The organism is Mycobacterium sp., assembly GCF_052143115.1.
Lineage (GTDB): Bacteria > Actinomycetota > Actinomycetes > Mycobacteriales > Mycobacteriaceae > Mycobacterium.
The window spans coordinates 59,981-77,124 of record NZ_JBKQTQ010000035.1; the positions used below are offsets into that span (position 1 = coordinate 59,981).

At 63.3% G+C, this 17,144-nt stretch carries 17 protein-coding genes and 3 pseudogenes; 12 read left to right on the forward strand and 8 right to left on the reverse strand.

Annotated features, from left to right (window positions below; genetic code table 11):
- Window positions 1–6 precede the first annotated feature (6 nt).
- A complete protein-coding gene (gene ychF, locus ACLQI9_RS03655) occupies window positions 7–1,101 on the forward strand; it encodes a redox-regulated ATPase YchF (RefSeq protein ID WP_442382185.1) in 1,095 nt (364 codons plus the stop codon).
- Between the two features lie 83 nt (window positions 1,102–1,184).
- Here the strand turns inward: ychF and ACLQI9_RS03660 are convergent, their stop codons facing one another.
- Both ACLQI9_RS03660 and ACLQI9_RS03665 read right to left on the reverse strand, forming a co-directional pair.
- A complete protein-coding gene (locus tag ACLQI9_RS03660; protein WP_442382184.1) occupies window positions 1,185–1,685 on the reverse strand; it encodes a nitroreductase/quinone reductase family protein in 501 nt (166 codons plus the stop codon).
- A 200-nt stretch (window positions 1,686–1,885) separates the two neighbouring features.
- Window positions 1,886–2,575, reverse strand: coding sequence for a site-specific integrase (locus ACLQI9_RS03665; RefSeq protein WP_442382183.1), 690 nt, complete (start codon window positions 2,573–2,575; stop codon window positions 1,886–1,888).
- Window positions 2,576–2,981: 406 nt separating this feature from the next.
- On the opposite strand from ACLQI9_RS03665, the gene ACLQI9_RS03670 reads away from it, so the two are divergent.
- From ACLQI9_RS03670 to ACLQI9_RS03690, 5 genes and pseudogenes are all read left to right on the forward strand, one after another.
- Window positions 2,982–4,088, forward strand: coding sequence for a glycosyltransferase family 4 protein (locus ACLQI9_RS03670; protein ID WP_442382182.1), 1,107 nt, complete (start codon window positions 2,982–2,984; stop codon window positions 4,086–4,088).
- A 234-nt stretch (window positions 4,089–4,322) separates the two neighbouring features.
- Complete coding sequence (locus ACLQI9_RS03675) at window positions 4,323–5,189, forward strand: hypothetical protein (protein WP_442382181.1); 867 nt, start codon at window positions 4,323–4,325, stop codon at window positions 5,187–5,189.
- A 373-nt stretch (window positions 5,190–5,562) separates the two neighbouring features.
- A pseudogene (locus tag ACLQI9_RS03680) lies at window positions 5,563–5,784 on the forward strand (BTAD domain-containing putative transcriptional regulator); the annotation flags it as partial.
- Window positions 5,770–6,465 (forward strand): FkbM family methyltransferase, encoded by a 696-nt coding sequence (locus ACLQI9_RS03685; protein ID WP_442382222.1) that lies wholly within the window; start codon window positions 5,770–5,772, stop codon window positions 6,463–6,465. The pseudogene ACLQI9_RS03680 and the gene ACLQI9_RS03685, both read left to right, overlap by 15 nt.
- An 869-nt stretch (window positions 6,466–7,334) precedes the next feature.
- Window positions 7,335–8,290 (forward strand): annotated as a pseudogene (locus ACLQI9_RS03690) (DUF1214 domain-containing protein).
- 12 nt (window positions 8,291–8,302) lie between these two features.
- On the opposite strand, the gene ACLQI9_RS03695 reads toward ACLQI9_RS03690, so the two are convergent.
- A complete protein-coding gene (locus tag ACLQI9_RS03695; protein ID WP_442382180.1) occupies window positions 8,303–9,127 on the reverse strand; it encodes a hypothetical protein in 825 nt (274 codons plus the stop codon).
- Window positions 9,124–9,753: a TetR family transcriptional regulator gene (locus ACLQI9_RS03700; RefSeq protein ID WP_442382179.1), complete on the reverse strand. Its 630-nt coding sequence runs from the start codon at window positions 9,751–9,753 to the stop codon at window positions 9,124–9,126. Before ACLQI9_RS03700 ends, ACLQI9_RS03695 begins: the two co-directional genes overlap by 4 nt.
- Before the next feature lie 84 nt (window positions 9,754–9,837).
- Between ACLQI9_RS03700 and ACLQI9_RS03705 the strand changes: the two genes are divergently transcribed.
- Window positions 9,838–10,266 carry a hypothetical protein gene (locus tag ACLQI9_RS03705; RefSeq protein WP_442382178.1) on the forward strand — a complete coding sequence of 143 codons (429 nt, stop codon included), beginning with the start codon at window positions 9,838–9,840 and terminating at the stop codon, window positions 10,264–10,266.
- 148 nt (window positions 10,267–10,414) lie between these two features.
- The gene (locus tag ACLQI9_RS03710) at window positions 10,415–10,675 is read left to right on the forward strand and encodes a DUF732 domain-containing protein (RefSeq protein WP_442391058.1); all 261 of its coding nucleotides are present in this window, start codon (window positions 10,415–10,417) and stop codon (window positions 10,673–10,675) included.
- Window position 10,676: 1 nt separating this feature from the next.
- On the opposite strand, the gene ACLQI9_RS03715 is transcribed toward ACLQI9_RS03710, so the two are convergent.
- Window positions 10,677–11,372 carry a guanylate cyclase gene (locus ACLQI9_RS03715; protein ID WP_442382176.1) on the reverse strand — a complete coding sequence of 232 codons (696 nt, stop codon included), beginning with the start codon at window positions 11,370–11,372 and terminating at the stop codon, window positions 10,677–10,679.
- 59 nt (window positions 11,373–11,431) lie between these two features.
- On the opposite strand from ACLQI9_RS03715, the gene ACLQI9_RS03720 reads away from it, so the two are divergent.
- A complete protein-coding gene (locus ACLQI9_RS03720) occupies window positions 11,432–11,593 on the forward strand; it encodes a hypothetical protein (protein WP_442382175.1) in 162 nt (53 codons plus the stop codon).
- A 52-nt stretch (window positions 11,594–11,645) separates the two neighbouring features.
- Here the strand turns inward: ACLQI9_RS03720 and ACLQI9_RS03725 are convergent, their stop codons facing one another.
- Window positions 11,646–12,458 carry an adenylate/guanylate cyclase domain-containing protein gene (locus tag ACLQI9_RS03725; RefSeq protein WP_442382174.1) on the reverse strand — a complete coding sequence of 271 codons (813 nt, stop codon included), beginning with the start codon at window positions 12,456–12,458 and terminating at the stop codon, window positions 11,646–11,648.
- A gap of 310 nt (window positions 12,459–12,768) precedes the next feature.
- Here ACLQI9_RS03725 and ACLQI9_RS03730 point away from each other — a divergent pair, with 310 nt between their 5' ends.
- Complete coding sequence (locus ACLQI9_RS03730) at window positions 12,769–14,175, forward strand: glucose-6-phosphate dehydrogenase (protein WP_442391060.1); 1,407 nt, start codon at window positions 12,769–12,771, stop codon at window positions 14,173–14,175.
- A 15-nt stretch (window positions 14,176–14,190) separates the two neighbouring features.
- A complete protein-coding gene (gnd, locus tag ACLQI9_RS03735) occupies window positions 14,191–15,213 on the forward strand; it encodes a phosphogluconate dehydrogenase (NAD(+)-dependent, decarboxylating) (protein WP_442391062.1) in 1,023 nt (340 codons plus the stop codon).
- Between the two features lie 15 nt (window positions 15,214–15,228).
- Here gnd and ACLQI9_RS03740 read toward each other — a convergent pair whose 3' ends face one another.
- On the reverse strand, window positions 15,229–16,098 hold the full coding sequence (locus tag ACLQI9_RS03740) for an alpha/beta fold hydrolase (RefSeq protein ID WP_442391064.1): 870 nt from the start codon (window positions 16,096–16,098) through the stop codon (window positions 15,229–15,231).
- Window positions 16,099–16,244: 146 nt separating this feature from the next.
- Here ACLQI9_RS03740 and ACLQI9_RS03745 point away from each other — a divergent pair.
- Window positions 16,245–16,430 (forward strand): annotated as a pseudogene (locus ACLQI9_RS03745) (VOC family protein); the annotation flags it as partial.
- Window positions 16,431–16,564: 134 nt separating this feature from the next.
- Here ACLQI9_RS03745 and ACLQI9_RS03750 read toward each other — a convergent pair.
- Window positions 16,565–16,768 (reverse strand): hypothetical protein, encoded by a 204-nt coding sequence (locus ACLQI9_RS03750; RefSeq protein ID WP_442391066.1) that lies wholly within the window; start codon window positions 16,766–16,768, stop codon window positions 16,565–16,567.
- Window positions 16,769–17,144 lie beyond the last annotated feature (376 nt).

A 17,144-nucleotide genomic window follows, 5' to 3' on the forward strand; every position in this document is an offset into this window, starting at 1 on the left:
GTCCCTGTGAGCTTGAGCCTTGGGATCGTGGGTCTGCCGAATGTCGGCAAGTCGACCCTGTTCAACGCGCTGACCAGAAACAACGTGGTGGCCGCAAACTATCCGTTCGCGACGATCGAGCCGAACGAGGGTGTCGTGCCGCTGCCCGATCCTCGGTTGGCGACGTTGGCGGAAATGTTCGACTCCGATCGCATCGTCCCGGCGCCGGTGACCTTCGTCGACATCGCCGGCCTCGTCGCGGGTGCCTCCGAAGGCGCCGGCCTGGGCAACAAGTTCCTGGCCAATATCCGCGAATGTGACGCGATCTGCCAGGTGGTGAGGGTTTTCTCCGATGACGATGTGACGCACGTCGCTGGGCGGGTCGACCCCAAATCCGACATCGAGGTCATCGAGACCGAGTTGATCCTGGCCGATCTGCAAACACTCGAGCGTGCGGTGCCGAGGCTGGAGAAAGAAGCCCGCAACAGCAAGGACCGCAAACCGCTCTACGAGGCCGCCGTGGCTGCGCAAAAGAACCTCGACGGCGGGACGACGCTATTCGCTGCCGGGGCGGATGCCCTGCTGCTGCGGGAATTAAATCTGCTGACCACCAAACCGTTCCTCTACGTGTTCAACGCCGACGAGGCAGTGCTCACCGATGCTGACCGGGTCGCCGAGTTGCGCACGCTGGTCTCGCCCGCAGACGCGGTCTTCCTGGACGCCAAGATCGAGGCTGAGGTCACCGAGCTCGACGACGAGTCGGCCGCCGAACTCATCGAGTCGATCGGACAGGCCGAGCGCGGACTTGATGCGTTGGCCCGGGCCGGTTTTCACACTCTGAAGTTGCAAACCTTCTTGACGGCTGGGCCCAAGGAGTCGCGGGCGTGGACCATCCATCAAGGCGATACCGCGCCGAAGGCCGCCGGGGTGATCCACACCGACTTCGAGAAGGGCTTCATCAAGGCCGAGATCGTCTCCTACGACGACCTGGTCGCCGCTGGGTCGATGGCCGCAGCCAAAGCGGCCGGCAAGGTGCGCATGGAGGGCAAGGACTACGTGATGGCCGACGGCGACGTCGTCGAGTTCCGGTTTCAAGCAACGTCTGGTCAGCAGAAGAAGTAGCGGGATAGCGTCGGAGGGGCAGAAGTAGTCCAGCGGACGCCGCCGTGGTGGAGTTCCAGTCCAGCGTCATCGATGACTAACGGTTATTGCGAACCTTCCGCAGAGAAGACGTCGATCGGGCGCACGGGCGTCAACATCACCAGCGGGATCTGACGGCTAGTCGACTGCTGATAGGTGAGGTACGGCGGGAACAGGTGAGCCATATGGGCCCACACCTGATGCCGTTCCTCGCCTTCTGGTTCCCGCCACGTGGCCTCGAACGCTTGGGTCGCGATCTGCACACCGATCGTGTTGCTTTCTAAGACATTCAAGTACCACCCCGGATGCGTGTCGGCACCCCCTTTCGATGCGACGATCACGATCTCGCCACCGACGTTGCCGTAGATCAACGGCCTGACATAGACCTTCGCCGACTTGCGACCCACACACTTGATCAAGCAGTGCGTGGTCAGCGCACGGCCCCCGACCGCACTCACGTCCATGATGTGGCCCCGTGTGCCACCGGAAGTCAGATAGATCTCGAGGTGCTCGCTGACCCAGTCACCTCGCGCCGCTCGGATCGCTGCGGCATCGGCGTCGCCCATGGGTGACTCCTAACGTAGACGGGGTGAAGGTGATTGGACCGAACCTGCGTCGCTGACTTCGCCAGGTTGAATCATGTAACCATGCGCCCATCCAACTGGTTAGGGCGGCCGTCGACGGCGACGTGGTCAGCCCGCGTGAGTTCTGACGGCGAAGTGGTCGAATTCCGGTTCAACGTCTAGCGATGCAGGTCAGCCCTGGTCTAGCCGTTGTCGGTCCGCAGTTGGTCCGCAGTCGTGGATACAGCGTCGGCAAACAGGACCGCTGCAGCCTTGCGGGTCCGGTCTTCCGCCTTCGGCGACCTGTGGCCGTATGTGTTAAGGATTACCGTGGCGGACTTATGGCCCATGGCCCGCTGCACGGTCACCACGTCACATCCCGCCGCGATGAGACCCGACGCGTAGAAGTGCCGCAGATCATGCAGCCGGTAGTCCACGCCTGTCGCTGCCCTGGCCTTGCGCCACACGTAGCCCACCGAGTTCTGGTGTAGCGGATGCTCACCCTCGCCCGGAAACAACCAGCGGTTCGGGTCGTCTCCGGGCAACTGGACGCGGACGTGCTCACTCAGTAGTTCGATAAGCCCATCGGGTGCATAGATGGTGCGGTTGCTCCCGTACTTCGGTGGCCGGATTTCGACTTGCTTGCCGTTGGCCCGCTGCACCTGGCGATCCACGCGGATCAACTTGCGGATGAAGTCCACATCCGACACCTTCAGTGCCGCAGCTTCACCCAGGCGCAGGCCGCCGAACGCACATAAGCCGATGAAGGCCGCGAACTTGTCTTCGGCTCCGCGCAGCAGCGCACCCACCTCGCTCGCGTCAGGGATCGTCAGGCCGTCATCGTTTGCCCCTTCGGGCTTCTGTACACGCGGAAGACGGACGTTGATCGTCACGTCAAATGGGATAGCGCGGTCCGCCACAGCGGCACGTATGACGGCCCGAACGTTGTTGAAGCGGGTCCGGATCGTGCTGGGCTCTAAGGGCCTGTCCTGCATGGCCTTTACCCACGCTTGGAGATGAGAGGGTCGTATGCGTTCCAGTTCGACACTGCCGAATGTGACGGAGTTGGCAGCGAGGTTCATTGCCCGCACGGTAACGACGGGGTAAGGAACTGGACGGGTAGGAAACTGGAGGAATGCCACGTCGACCGCCGTACTGAGGTTTTGCAACGCGTCTAGGACCGACCTCGTGGAACCCCGTGCGGTGAGCCCGCCACGCGCCATTGGCACCCCATCGCGGCGGGTACACCTGAGTGCCTAGGAACACTGGGCCGGACGCCACCACCTAAAGTGCGGGTGCATGGACATCGTCTTCATTGATGCCACCCCCGGGGTCGCCTACGATCCGGATACGCCATTCGAGCGGCCGCTGGGCGGCGCGCAGTCGGCGGTCTGCTACCTGACGCCTGAACTGGCGAAGCTCGGCCACCGGGTCACGCTTGCCAGCTGCGCCGCCGAGCCCAAGCTGGTGCGCGGCGTCCGCTGCCAACCGATCCGCGGCATGGAGGATGGCGTCCTCCGTAACGCCGACTGCGTCGTGCAGCTGAGCGGCGTTTTGAATGCCATGCTGGCCGAGCTCAAGGCGCTGTGCCGGCCGGACGCCCGCCAGATCCTGTGGACTGGCCATACCCACGTCCAGCCTGCTGTCGCGAACCTGGCGCAGCCGCAGATCCGGGCACTGGTCGACGGTTTCGCCCTGGTCAGCGACTGGCAGGCCGCCTGTTTCGGCCAGGCGTTCGGGCTCGATCCGGCGCGCATCGGCATCCTGCGCAACGCCGCCGGCCCGGCCTTCGCCGACCTGTTCGGCGGCGGTCCTATCCTGCCGGCAAAGGTGGGTCCGCCGACGCTGTGCTACACCAGCACGCCGTTCCGCGGGCTGGACCGCCTGCTGGCGGCGTTCGCCCGCATCAGGGCCGCGGTGCCCGATGCCCGCCTTGAGATCTACAGCAGCATGGCCGTCTACAATGACTTGCAGGACCCGTTCCAGCCGCTCTACGACATGGCGCGGACCTCGCCAGGCGTCGCCTATCACGGTTCGGTCCCCCAGCCGGCGCTGGCCCAGGCGCTGCGCCACGCCACCATGCTGGCTTACCCCAACACCTTCCACGAGACCTCCTGCATTGCCGTGATGGAGGCGATGGCGGCGGGTTGCACTGTTGTCACCAGCGATATTGGCGCGTTGCCGGAGACGGGCGCCGGCTTCATCGACCTGGCGCCGCCGCTCGCCGATCCCCATGCCCATGCCGAGGGGTTCGCCGACCGCGTCATCCAACTGCTGGCGGCCCGGCAGGCCGATCCTGCTGGCACCGAGGCGCGCCTGCAGGCCCAAGTCGCCTATGCCGTGGCCGAGAACAGCTGGGCGCGGCGGGCCGAGCAGTGGAGTGCCTGGCTGACCGGGCTGGGCTGATGCCCGAGCTGTCGATCGTAAGCTCTACGCCGTGTCGAGCACACGTACACCCGGCACAGGCGGTGTGATCGACCTGTGGAAGAACAACGACGGCACGCCGTCAAAGCTGGCGACCGGACGATGGCGCGGGTGGTAAGTCGGTGACGACGGCAAGACCCGCACCAAACGATTCCGCACCGAGGCCGGAGCCATCGCGCGCGAGGGCCGCATCTTCCGAAACTTGAGGAACACGAGATGGCAACTGTTCAGAGCCACGATCAGATATATCAGACGTTTCTGTCGGAGATCGATGCCGCCGCTGTCCCCGATGGGCTTGCGACCCCACTCTGGACCGAAGTGTGCAGGCAAATCCAACATGACGCCCATACCTACGATAGATTCAAATTTTTACTTTGGCCGAGCTTAAACAATTTTAGTGTGCCAGAGGCGTGGATTCCGCAAATCTGGTACACCACCCTACTTATCAACCCTTGTTGGAGCACAAGGTGGTTTCCTCTGACTCGCGATACCAAGGTAGGAAGCCCCAAGGATTTTTCCCTTGACTTCGGCACCAGCCCCATCCTTGTTCAGCACGCATATCACTTATTGCGATATGAGACTGCTACCGGCCACTCCCTCGTCGATTGCGATATAATTTTCGAGGTCGGTGGCGGTTACGGCTCGTTCTGTCGACTATTAAAGAACGCCGGGTTCAAGGGACTCCATATCATTTACGATCTGCCCCACGTTGTGGCGATCCAGCGCTTGTATCTTGGAGCATCCGGATTTGATGAAGTGCCGCAGGCGGAAATCTCACAACGAAATCACCACGGATTCTGCCTTGTTTCGGACGATGCGCTGAACAGCACATTTAATATTTTGGCAGCATGCAAGCTACGCATAGGGTTTGTCGCGACTTGGTCCTTGAGCGAGTTTCCTTTGGGGGCGAGAGAGCGAGTTCTGCCGCGGTTTCTCGATATTTGCAGTCAATACTTGGTTGCATATCAGCCCCACTTCCTTGGTATTAATAATGAGGAATATTTTGATGCCCTTCGGGAGCAGCGTCCGGAATTAGGTTGGCAAAAAGAGGACGTTTCTCCAAGCTTCTATCTGTTTGCGTAGGGTTGAGATGGATGTGTCGATTGCCTACCCAGAGTCTCCCGATTGCCGTGGTGACGGACTCGGTCAGCTATACATTGTTGACCACGCGGTGATAATCGGCTCGATACGCTCAGGGTAACGGCGTTCGCGGCTAGTGTGTGAACCGCGCCGCTGAGCCTGCGCAGCAATACCCCAGCCAAACCGAGTCGTGCCCGTAGAACTGCGATGCGCTCCAATAACGCTCGTGTCCTAGCAGACGGGTCTGTCACGATCCGACGCTGGCGCGTCTACTCGAGGTCAAGGAATCCCAAGCAGGTCGCACCTGGCCAACTACAGGGCACGGCGGTAGCAGCCGTAAAGTGCGGAGGATGCTTCGCATGAAAGCCCCTTCGCCGCATTTCGCGAGAGATGCATCCGTGCCGTGACAGCACTGGATGAAGCTGTCGCCGCGCTGGCCGCAAATGACATGGCGCGGGTCGAAGCCATCGCCGGCGAGATCCTGAAAGCGCAACCGGCGGATCCTCAGGCGCTGCAACTGCTGGCGGCCGCGCTGTCCGCACAGGGCCGGGCGACCGAGGCGCTGGCCGCCTATCGGTCGGCCGTGGGATGGCTGCACGGCAACCTGGCGCTGACGCAAATCCCCTTCGGGTTGCATGTGCTGCAAGCCTTGGGCTTTCGGCCCAAGGGCATTCTCGACATCGGCGCGTTCGAGGGGGCTTTCGCGCGAACGGCGCGCCATTTCTTTGCGCAGTCGCCGATCCTTATGCTCGAAGCCCAACCCGGCAAGGAGGTGCAGCTGAAGGCCATCGCCGCGCAGCTGCCGGATGTGGACTATCGCATCGTGCTGTTGGGCACGGAAAACCGTGCGGATGTCGCGTTCCATCATGTGAATGCCGCGATCAATTCCTCCGGCTCGTCGCTCTATGAGGAGCAGACCCGCTATCCGCGCGACACGATCTCGCTGCCCATGCGCCGACTGGATGACGTGCTGGCCGAGATGCCCGGCCGTGAATTCGACCTGCTGAAGGTCGATGTGCAGGGCGCGGAAATCGATGTGCTGCGCGGTGGCGTGCGGACGCTTGCGGGCATCGTGGCCATCGTTATCGAGTTGTCGCTGCTGGAATACAACAAGGGCGCGCCGCTGATCGGGGAGGTGATGAGATGGCTTGCCGAACAGGGCTTTGCTCTGTTCGACGTGTTTCCGGTCTCACGCATCCCGACGGGCGCGTTGCTGCAGGTGGACGGGATCTTTCTGCGCCGCGGATCGAGCCTTTGGCCCAGGGCGCCGTTCTTCTGAGCCTCCCGCGAAGGGCATGAAAAGGCTCGCGGGTCAAGCGCGGTCGATTGGAGGGTCTTCAGCTCGACCTCGAAACAATGTTCCGATTGCGCCACGGCAACCTGCCCAGAGTATGGGCGAACCATCGCCAGCGTCTTCAAACTGACCCACCGCCTGAATGCGGCGCAATGGTGTACGCGCCGCCGCTTCGTGTCGACTGCCGCGTCTTCGCCGAGCTGGCCGCAGTGCGATAGACGCTCATCAAGCAATTCGTCGACGTGACGACTCGACGGCTCGCCTCCGTGCGCGCGGATGGATCAGCGCACAGCAGCCATCAGCCGCAGCTCGGAGTCGATCGTCTCGCGATCGCGCATGCCATGAGCGTAGGGCAGCGCGTCGCTCTTTGTCAGCCACTGACTCAGCAACCGTAGTCCGTACCCAAATGCGTACCCAAACCACTCACGAGCGTGGTCGCGGTGTCGGGCTTGGCTTTTCCGAGCAGCAGGCAAACCGGCTTGGGCCACAATGATCGCCGTCGGGTTTCGCTAACCTCTGCTACTTCGTCACCTTTGTGGTCGCGTGGACTGTCGCCGATCTGGCCGGTACAGCCTGGCCGACCGCAGTGTTCGAAATGCTGGTGGAGCGGCAGACGCGAGGATGACGGAACCCGTTGCCCCGTCCTCCTGCAGCTAGGCGTGTCTGCGGTCCGCAGTCGGTCCGCAGTTTGTGCCGGTTGGCGGTTATTGGCGGGTCGGGGTCTGCGCCGGTCGGAGCAATTTTGCCCGGTCTGACCCCGCCTGGCCCAACCCGGCAAACGACCAGTGCGAGGTTCCGGTTCAACGTTTAAACGTCTGGGTTTAACTGAAGACGAAGACCCGAGGAGTTAGCTAATGGCGGTTCTGGTTAATGTCGACAACTTCGTCCTTGCGGAGACCCACCGGATGTTTGCCGACATTCAGGCTGTCGCGGGGGGTGTCGGGAGTTTTCGGCACAACCGGACACCCGCCCGCATCGATGAACAGACGGTCATCAGACTCAACCGGGACACGCTGTACAGCTTCGCGATCGTTGATCTCGCGCAACCGGCCCACCTGAGGTTGCCGGATGCGGGAGGTCGGTATCTCTCGGCGATGATCGTCAACGAAGACCATTTTGTGAACAGCGTCTTGCATGAAGCTGGTGAACATACGCTTACCAGCGATCAATACGGATCCCGCTACGTCTTGGTCGGTGTTCGAATCCTGGTTGACCCCAACGACCCTGCGGATGTCGCGGCCGTCGCAGCGGTTCAGGACCGCCTGGCGATAGAGGCCGGCTCATCTGAGGTATTCGTCAAGCCGGACTACGACGTCGACAGCCTCGACGCAACCCGCGATGCGCTGCTCGCGCTTGCCCGAGGGCTCACTACCTTCGACCGCATGTTCGGTGCGCGAGCCGATGTGGACCCTGTGCGTCATCTGATCGGGTGCGCGGCCGGGTGGGTGGGCTGCCCACCTCTGAGGCGACGTATATCGGCGTCGACCCGAAAGTCCCGGTCGGCGACTACGAGTTGGTGTTCAAAGATGTTCCGGTCGACGCGTTCTGGTCGGTGTCGGTGTACAACGCGAGGGGATTCTTCGAGCCGAACGCGAAGGACCTCTACTCGGTCAACAGTGTCACCGGCGATCCCAACAACGATGGCTCGATCACCGTGCGTTTCGTTGCCTCGGTGGACGGCGACATCCCCCCGAACGCGATCGCCACACCGGAGGGCTGGAACTACCTCATCCGCTTCTACCGGCCTCGTGCGGAGGTTCTCGATGGTAGCTGGACGCCACCGACGCTCACGCCATACAAGGCCTCATGAGGCAGGCGGCCGTCAGGGGTGTGCTGCGAGGAACGCCTCGTGCGGTAGGCCGGCGGTGAGTTGATCGACATCGAAAGGTTCGTCGAGGCGGGCGTGCAGCATCTTCGGATCGATCAGCAGGCTGATCTCGGCGGTCTGACGAGCGAACAGCCGACCGAAACGCGGGTAAAGCCAACGCATTACGGCCCGCTCCGGTGAAGTGCAGCGCGCGGCACAATAGCCGACATGGCCCACCTCGTCGGTGAGAATTTCGCTGTAGAGTTGCTCGATGCGCCCGGCCACATCGGGCTCGTCGGCGAACAACTCGACCCCTACACGGCGCAATTCGTCGAACATGATGCAGCCCGCCATCTCGCCCGCGCCCACGAATGCGAATGCGATGCGCTCCGGGATGAAGACGTTGATCTTCACGAACTGGCGCATCACCAGCGGTGGCGGGACGACTTGGAACGGCAGATCGAACATGTCGAGCACGTATGCCAGTAAGCGGGTGTGATAGTGCTCTTCGAGTTCGATATACACCCGCTCGGGCGGAGCGTCGTCACCACTATTGCGTCCGTAAGTCTCTCCCAGTCCGACGCCGAACCGTTCGGCCTGGTTCAACTTCGCGGTCGCCAACAGATACAGCATTTCGCGGCTGAGGCCTGGCTCGGGTCGGCGGCGACGCAGGTTGCGCGCGAACACATCTCGATCGATGGGACGACTCGAGCGGACCGGGTCCGCCACCAGTCCGTCGAAAAATTCTTCCCGGCTGGCCAGGCGGCGGTGCAGCAAATCCGCCTCACCGTCTCGCCGCGCCAAGTAGTTGCGGTAGCCCTCGATACCTAGAGCGTTCATCGCTCCTCCATTCCCTGAACAATCGTCAGCACATATCGATCCAATAGCGCGGCGCGCTCGCGGGATGCGGTCGCACCGGTGGCCAGCAACGCGAACAGCCCGGTAAGGAAAATCACCCCGAGCGCACCCGGGTCGGCATCCGCCGACACCCTTCCGGCAGCCTGCGCTTCGGCGATCGCGGCGATGACGAACCCGGCCAGCGGATGCTCGCCCAGCTCGTCTTCGATCGGCCGGGTCGCCGAGAAGTGCAGGCCCAGCATGTCTCTGAACACGACGGGACCCAACCGCTCTTCGGCGGCGAGCACTTGGCGAACGAGCAGGCGCAGCAGCGACAGCAGGTCGTCGGGCGCGGCGGATCGGGTGTGGAGCGTGGCCACGATTTTGGCCTCCTCGGCCCGCTCCAACTCGACCAGCACGTGCTCCTTGGTCGGGAAGTGGAAATAGAACGTGCCGCGCGCCACCCCCGCCGTCGCGGCGATCGCAGCGACGTCCGCACCCGCCAGTCCAGACCGGCCGAACTCGGCCACCGCGGCGTCGAAGACACGGGCCCGAGTCTGAAGCCGCTGCGCCTCCCGCACCCCGACAACCTGCGGGGCAGGTTCCGCGGTCGACGCACGTGAAGGCACGCGGACACAGTACAGAATCTCATTGCCACCCGTCAATGACGGTCGTCAATGAGTTTGCCAGCGGTCCCGTGGTTTCATTGAGCCATGAGTGGTGTGCCGAGCCGGCAGGCTCGCTTAGCGCATGCGGCGAAGCATGCCGAACTGTGGAACGCCGGGAAGAAAGACGAGTGGGTGGCGTCCTGGCGCACGATCTGCCCCGGCGAGGTCCGGATGTTCGATCCGGTCGGTACTGAGGAGAAGCGCGGGTTCGACACCGCGACTTCCGACGCGTTCGACATGTTCCAGTCCATCCTCAAGATCAAGATGATCACCGTGCAAGTGAACGGCAATGAGATGGCCTGGGTCTGTGAGAATCACTTCGGCACCGAGCCGAACGTTCAAATGGCCTACAGCATCGAAACGTTCGCTTGGGACGACGACGGGAATCTGCTCATCAAGACCTACTATCCGATGCCTGAGACCGTTGGCTCCGACAGCGACCCCTACGCTCACCTTCTTGAGGGTCACCAGTAGCACCCATTCGGAGTTTGATCCGCCAACTCCCCAGCTAGCCCGTAGCATCTGCCCGATCGAGAGGAAATGAATGAGCAGACGCGGGTGGACCCGCAATGGGGGCCTGCCGGTGAAAGCAGTGCAAATTGCCTGTTGTACGGCAGGGGCCATGGTCGCGGTCCTGTTCAGCGCCGGGATAGGCCACGCCGACGAGGCCGGCTACCTGGACGAGTTGAGCCGGCATGGATACGCGGTGAGCGCGGCGTCGGGGCAATACCTGCTGGGCAGCGGCCACGCGATGTGCGGGGAATTGCAGGCCGGGCATTCGCCAGACTACGTCGCCAAGCATTGGACGTACCCGAACGCGTCGTACCAGAACTTGCTGGACATGGCGAGCGCGGCGCAAAACAACCTATGCGGTGGCGACTGATTTATTCTGCGACGACTGCGATTTCGCCGCCCAGGCGGTAGGGCGTCACCAATGGAAGTTGGTCGCCGCTCCAAAACCTGCCGGGGTCAAACCAGTTGGACCGCTTCTCGGTTTCGATCAACCCCATCTCTTCATAGGTGACCGCGACCGTCTCCGCGCAATATGCGGACTCAAAGCCGCCCTTTCGCTGCTCTTCCCTGCGCCGTCGGGTTGACTCGCGAACCCATTTGTCCAAGAACGGGATTCCCCGCACGAAGTCGTATCTGGTCGGCAGTTGACCGCGCAGCCACCGCAGGGTGAGCCGGGTGGTGCTCGGAAACGGGGTGCCGTCCATCCGGGCGATGACGCGCAGCAGCCGGTTCTCCTGCTTGCGGGTCGCGTCGGGGGTCAGCTGACGCAACCAGCATCGCTGCCCGTAGCGTTGCATCCAGCGCTCGACCACCTGTCCGGCGTCGTTGAGTTGCACACCGCGGTGGTTGGTGCCGGTCCACACATCGGTCAGCTTGTCGCCGAGTTCGGCATGCCAGATCAACGGCGGCAGATCCTCGATCGCCACCGTCATGCCGACGTGGTTGACCGGGCTGTTCGACAAGGTCTGGATCGCACGGTCGGGTCCGGAGCGCCCACGAAACAGCCAGATGTCGCCGGTCCGGGTTGCCTCCAGCGCCTGGGTCAGATTCACCGTATGTGTTTCCACCACCGAACCTTATGCACATATCGGTCATTGCAGGATGCAGTCGCGAATAACCTTTGCGCATGCGCACCATTTGGAAGTTGGTCGGGTTGGCCGGGATCGTCGGCGTTGCCGCCGGGGGAGTGCTGGTGGCACGCGATCAGCGCCGGCGGCGGGCCTACACGTCCGATGAGATCCGGGCCCGGCTACAGGAGCGCCTGGCCGAGGCGGGCGATGAGCCCTAGCCCTACGACGATGCGGGCCGGAACGGCCCGGGGAGGAGTAGGGCAATCAGCCCTAGGCGGCGACCGCGTAGAGGTGATGGGTGCCGGCGAAGCCCTTCAGCTCGGCCTCGCGGCCGTCGTCGAAAGAGATGTCATCGCAGTCGCGGAGGGCGTCACGAACGGTTTCGCTGACCAGGATCTCCCCGCCATCGGCCTGCCCGGCGACTCGTGCCGCCATGGCGACGTTACGGCCGAACAGGTCGTCGCCGCGGCGCACCGATCGGCCCATGTGGATTCCGATCCGAACTCGAATATCGTTGTGCCGCTTGCGTTGTACGTCTCTGTGTAACGCGTGCTGGAGGTCGATACCGCAGCGCACCGCCTGCTCGGCCCGAGCGAACGCAATCATGAATCCGTCGCCCTGGCTTTTCACTACATGCCCTGAGCGCTCTTTGACCAGCTTGCGTACCAGCTTGTCGTGCTCATCGATCAACTTGACCCAGGCTCGGTCGCCGACTCGCTCATTGAGCGCGGTGGACTCCTCGATATCGGAGAACAGAATCGCCACCTTGCCGTCCGCAGTGACCCGGGCCAGGTCCGGTCGTTCCACCGCGGCCCAGTCGGCGAGATCTTCGATGGAGCTGCGCACCGCGGCGCCGAACCCCTCCTTGCGCACCAGGTTCGCCGTCTGCCATACGGTCTTGACCGCCTCCCGGCCGGCGGGCAGCAACCAGCTCCGGGGGTCGACGCGCCGCTGAAGTTCGGCGGCCTCCCGGCGACTGCGGGTCAGCGCCGCCCACATAAAGGCCAGCGCGGCGGCCTCGATCACCGCGACGCCCGCCAGGGCGTAGACCGCGATCATCAGGGGGTCATGCATGCCACGCATCTTTCCCGATCAGTGTTGTCTGTCCTAGCGACGGTGCCAGATCTACGCGCATGCGGGGGTGCAGACCGCGAAAGATCGACTGCGACATTACGTTTGGCCAATCAAGAAGGCATCAGCGAGCCGTCGAGGTTTGGCCGCCCCGGCAATCGGGTTACCTGACACCGAGCACGCTTGCGCGGCGTGCTCCTTCTGGTTGTCGGTCCGAACCGTAGTGTTTAGGGTTGGAACTGGCCGTGACGGGGTCGCGTTAGGCGTGTTTTGCAAGTGTTGAACCCGAGCTGACTAGTCGAATCTTCGTGGAGGTCCCTGATTGGCCGAATCCGGCGATCGCGACTCAGACCTGCTGGTGATCTTCGGAATTACCGGCGACCTGGCCCGCAAGATGACCTTCCGAGCCCTGTACCGCCTGGAGCGCCGGGAGTTGCTGCCATGCCCGGTCCTGGGCGTGGCCAGCGATGACATCACCCTCGAAGAGCTGGTCAAGCGAGCCCACAAGGCGATCGCCGATACCGGCGAAAAGATGGACGACAAGGTGTTCGACCGGCTGGCCGACCGCCTGTCCTACCTACACGGCGACGTCACTGACCACGCGCTGTACGACTCGCTGGCCGAGCGGATCGGTTCGAAGCGCTGCCTGTACTACCTAGAAATGCCGCCTTCGCTATTTGCGTCAATCGTCGAACGCCTGGCCAAGGCCGATCTCCTGCAAGGATCGCGCGTCGCCTTGGAGAAGCCATTCGGCCACGACCTGGCATCCGCGCAGGAACTCAACGCTCGGCTGCACGCGGTGCTCGACGAGGAACAGATCCTGCGGGTGGATCACTTCCTGGGCAAACAACCGATCGTCGAACTGGAATATTTGCGCTTCGGCAACCTGGCGCTTGCCGAGCTATGGGACCGTAACAGCATCTCTGAAGTCCAGATCACGATGGCCGAGGATTTCGGCGTCCAGGATCGCGGCCGGTTCTACGACGCGGTCGGCACCTTGCGCGACGTCGTGCAAAACCACCTGCTGCAGGGGCTCGCCCTGGTCGCGATGGAGCCCCCGGTGGGGCCCAGCCCGGACGACCTCAACGACAAAAAGGCCGAGGTGTTCCGCGCGATGCCCGCGGCGGACCCGGACCGATACGTGCGAGGGCAGTACGCGGGCTATACCGATATCGACGGGATCTCGGATCATTCACAGACCGAGACCTTTGTGGCGCTGCGGTTGGAGATCGACAACTGGCGCTGGGCCGGGGTGCCGATCTTTCTGCGGGCCGGGAAGGCGCTGCCGGAAAAGGTCACCGAAGTCCGGCTGTTTCTTCGACGCACCCCGCGGTTGGCTTTCCTGCCCAAATCGACCCGGGCGGAGGCGAATCAGATTGTGTTGCGCATCGAGCCGGGCCCCGGGCTGCGCCTGCAGCTGACCGCTCAGGGCCAGCACGGCTGGCAGGACGTACACCTGGATTCCAAGTTCGCCGAGGATTTGGGCGAACCGATCGAAACCTATGAGCGCCTGCTACACGCCGGATTGACCGGCGACCGCCAGCCGTTTGCGCGTGAAGACGGCATCGAAGAGACCTGGCGCATCATGCAGCCACTGCTCGACACCCCGGGCAAGGTCCACCGCTACGAACCCGGCTCATGGGGGCCCGACGAGGCGCAGTCACTGCTGCGTGGTCATCACGGTTGGCAACAGCCGTGGCTGGACGGCAACAACCGTGCATCACAGTAAGGAGAACAGGACAACATGCAGCTAGGGATGATCGGTCTGGGCCGAATGGGCGCCAACATCGTGCGCCGGGTAGTCAAAGACGGGCACGAATGCGTTGTCTACGATCACGATCCGGACGCGGTCAAGGCGATGGCCGGCGAAGACAGCATCACCGGAGTGTCGTCGCTGTCCGAGTTGGCCGAGAAGCTCGCCAAGCCACGCGTGGTCTGGGTGATGGTGCCGGCCGGTGACATCACCACCGGGGTGATCGATGAGCTGGCCAAGACGCTGGAAACCGGCGACATCGTGATCGACGGCGGCAACTCTTACTACCGCGACGACCTAAAGCATTCAAAGCTGCTGGCCGAGAAGGGGATTCACCTATTGGACTGCGGCACCAGTGGTGGAGTGTGGGGACGCGAGCGCGGCTACTGCTTGATGATCGGCGGCGACGACTACGCATTCGAGCACGCGGAGCCGCTCTTCGCCACCATCGCGCCCGGTTTCGACGCGGCGGCGCGCACGCCGGGCCGCACCGGCGAGATCGGGCAAGCCGAGAAGGGCTATTTGCACTGCGGGCCGTCCGGGGCTGGGCACTTCGTGAAGATGGTGCACAACGGGATCGAGTACGGGATGATGGCCTCCCTCGCCGAGGGGCTCAACATCCTGCGCAATGCCGACGCCGGCACCCGCGTAGAGCAGGGGGACGCAGAAACCGCACCACTGGAGCACCCCGAGTTCTATCAGTACAAGATCGACATCCCGGAGGTCGCCGAGGTGTGGCGGCGGGGCAGCGTCATTGGCTCGTGGCTGCTCGACCTCACCGCGATCGCGTTGGGCGAAGCGCCCGACCTGACCGAATTCACCGGGCGGGTCTCCGACTCCGGGGAGGGCCGGTGGACCGCGATTGCGGCGGTTGAGGAGGGAGTGCCCGCGCCGGTTCTGACTATGGCGCTCTATGCCCGTTTTGCCTCACGCCGCCTCGCTGACTTTGCCGACAAGGCGCTGTCGGCGATGCGTAAGCAGTTCGGCGGACACGCGGAAAAGCCTGCGGAATAATAGATGTCGGCCGGGTTAGGCCGAACGCGTCACGAAGCTCACGACGACGTTGCTGAAGGCGTCGTTGTCGTCGCCGGCCGCGGTGTGCCCGGCGTCGGACAGTTCGACGAACTCGGCGTTGGGCACGGTGTCCAAGAAGTGCCGCACGCCTTCGGGGCTGACCACGTCGGACAGCTTGCCGCGGATCAACAACACCGGGATCGTCAAGTCCGCCGCGGCTTGCTCGAATTTTTCGGTGCGCAATTCCGGGTCGTCGCCGGGCTTGGTCATGAACGCCGGATCCCAATGCCAATACCAGCGGCCGTGACGCAGCCGGAGGTTCTTCTTCAACCCCTCCGGGCTGCGCGGCTTGGTCCGGTGCGGCAGATACGCGGCGACGGCGTCAGCGGCCTCTTCAAGCGAGCCGAACCCATGCAGACCGCTGAACATGAATTCGCGGATGCGGGCGCTGCCGTTCTTCTCGAACCGTGGCACCACGTCGACCAGCACCAACCGCGTGACCCGGTCGAGACCGGCCTGATCCGCGGCGAGGATACCGGTCAAGCCGCCCATGCTCGCCCCGATCAGGATCACCGGCCGCCCGATCGCATCGAGCACCTGCATGACGTCGGCGGTCAACGTCTCGACATCGTAGTCGGCGTCGGGCGCCCGATCGCTGTCACCGTGCCCGCGACTGTCGAGCGCAACCACGTGGAATCCCTCGTCGGCCAGCACCTGACTGGTGTTTTTCCAGGAAAACCGATTCTGGCCGCCGCCGTGCAGCATCAGGATCGTCGGCCGATCGGCCGCCGCGTCGGTGCCGCGGTTCCACTCGTCGGCGACCAGGGTGAGCCCATTGACTCCCGAATACTCGACAGTCTGCGGAGCGCTGCTCACAGTAGTCATCGGCGTCCTCTCGGTAGATATCCGCCTGACGTTACCTACAGCAGGTTTGCCGCAATCACCTGCCCGCACCCGGCGATGAGTTTTGGTTGCCGCCGGGATCTATCGGTTAGACCCTTGCAACCAACACCACCGAGTAGGAGGAGTTCATGCCCTCGATCACGCCCTCGCTGTGGTTCGACCACAACCTCGAGGAGGCGGCGACGTTCTACACCTCGGTGTTCCCGAACTCGCGCATCGAGAGCTTCAACCGTGCCACCGACGCCGGGCCGGGCGAGCCGGGCTCGGTCTTGTCCGGCAGCTTCGTGCTGGACGGCACGCGGTTCATCGGCATGGGGGTATAGGTAGGGTATACAACCCGTCAAACCGGTTGCCGTGAGCCAAGACTGGTGGCAAGAAGCGCTTCCATGCAGATGACGGTAACGGGAATGCGTGACAAGGCCCGGCCGCGACCCGCGGGCCTGACTTGCTACTGCTCGGCCCAGGCTTCCCGCACGATGCGGCGGGCTTCGACGGCGTCGCATTCGAAGCCAAGGTCGGCCATCTGCTGTTGAACCGAATGCATCGCTTCGTCTTCGTCGACGTCGGTAGGGACCGTAAGCCCCTGCTGTTCCAGCTCATCCTTCTGCTGTTGTGCTAGCCGTTGTACCTCGTCAGCCAAGTCGTCCGCCACGCGCTCACCGTAACGGCGTGATGCTGAGCTGGGACCAGAATCGCCGAACGCACCCTCACGGCAACCAGGGCCAGGGTCATGCCAGAACCCCTGGCCCAGACGCTGACCGTGCTCATTCAGCTTTTCAGCTACGAAGCACTGGCAGTTCGGTACCCGCCTCCATTGTGGAGATTTCCGGGCTGACCGCGCCGACATTCTGAGGAGCTTGCTCCGGCCGTTGCGCTCAGACAACCCCCGACCATGACGCACGCACGCCGACCCCACCGCCGTCATGTCATTGCCTCGGCCCACGCGATATGTCCTTCGAAGCCAAGGGTTCTCGCCATGTCGCGGTAGCGATCCCTGAAGTGCGCGTAGGCCGCGTCATCACCGTGCG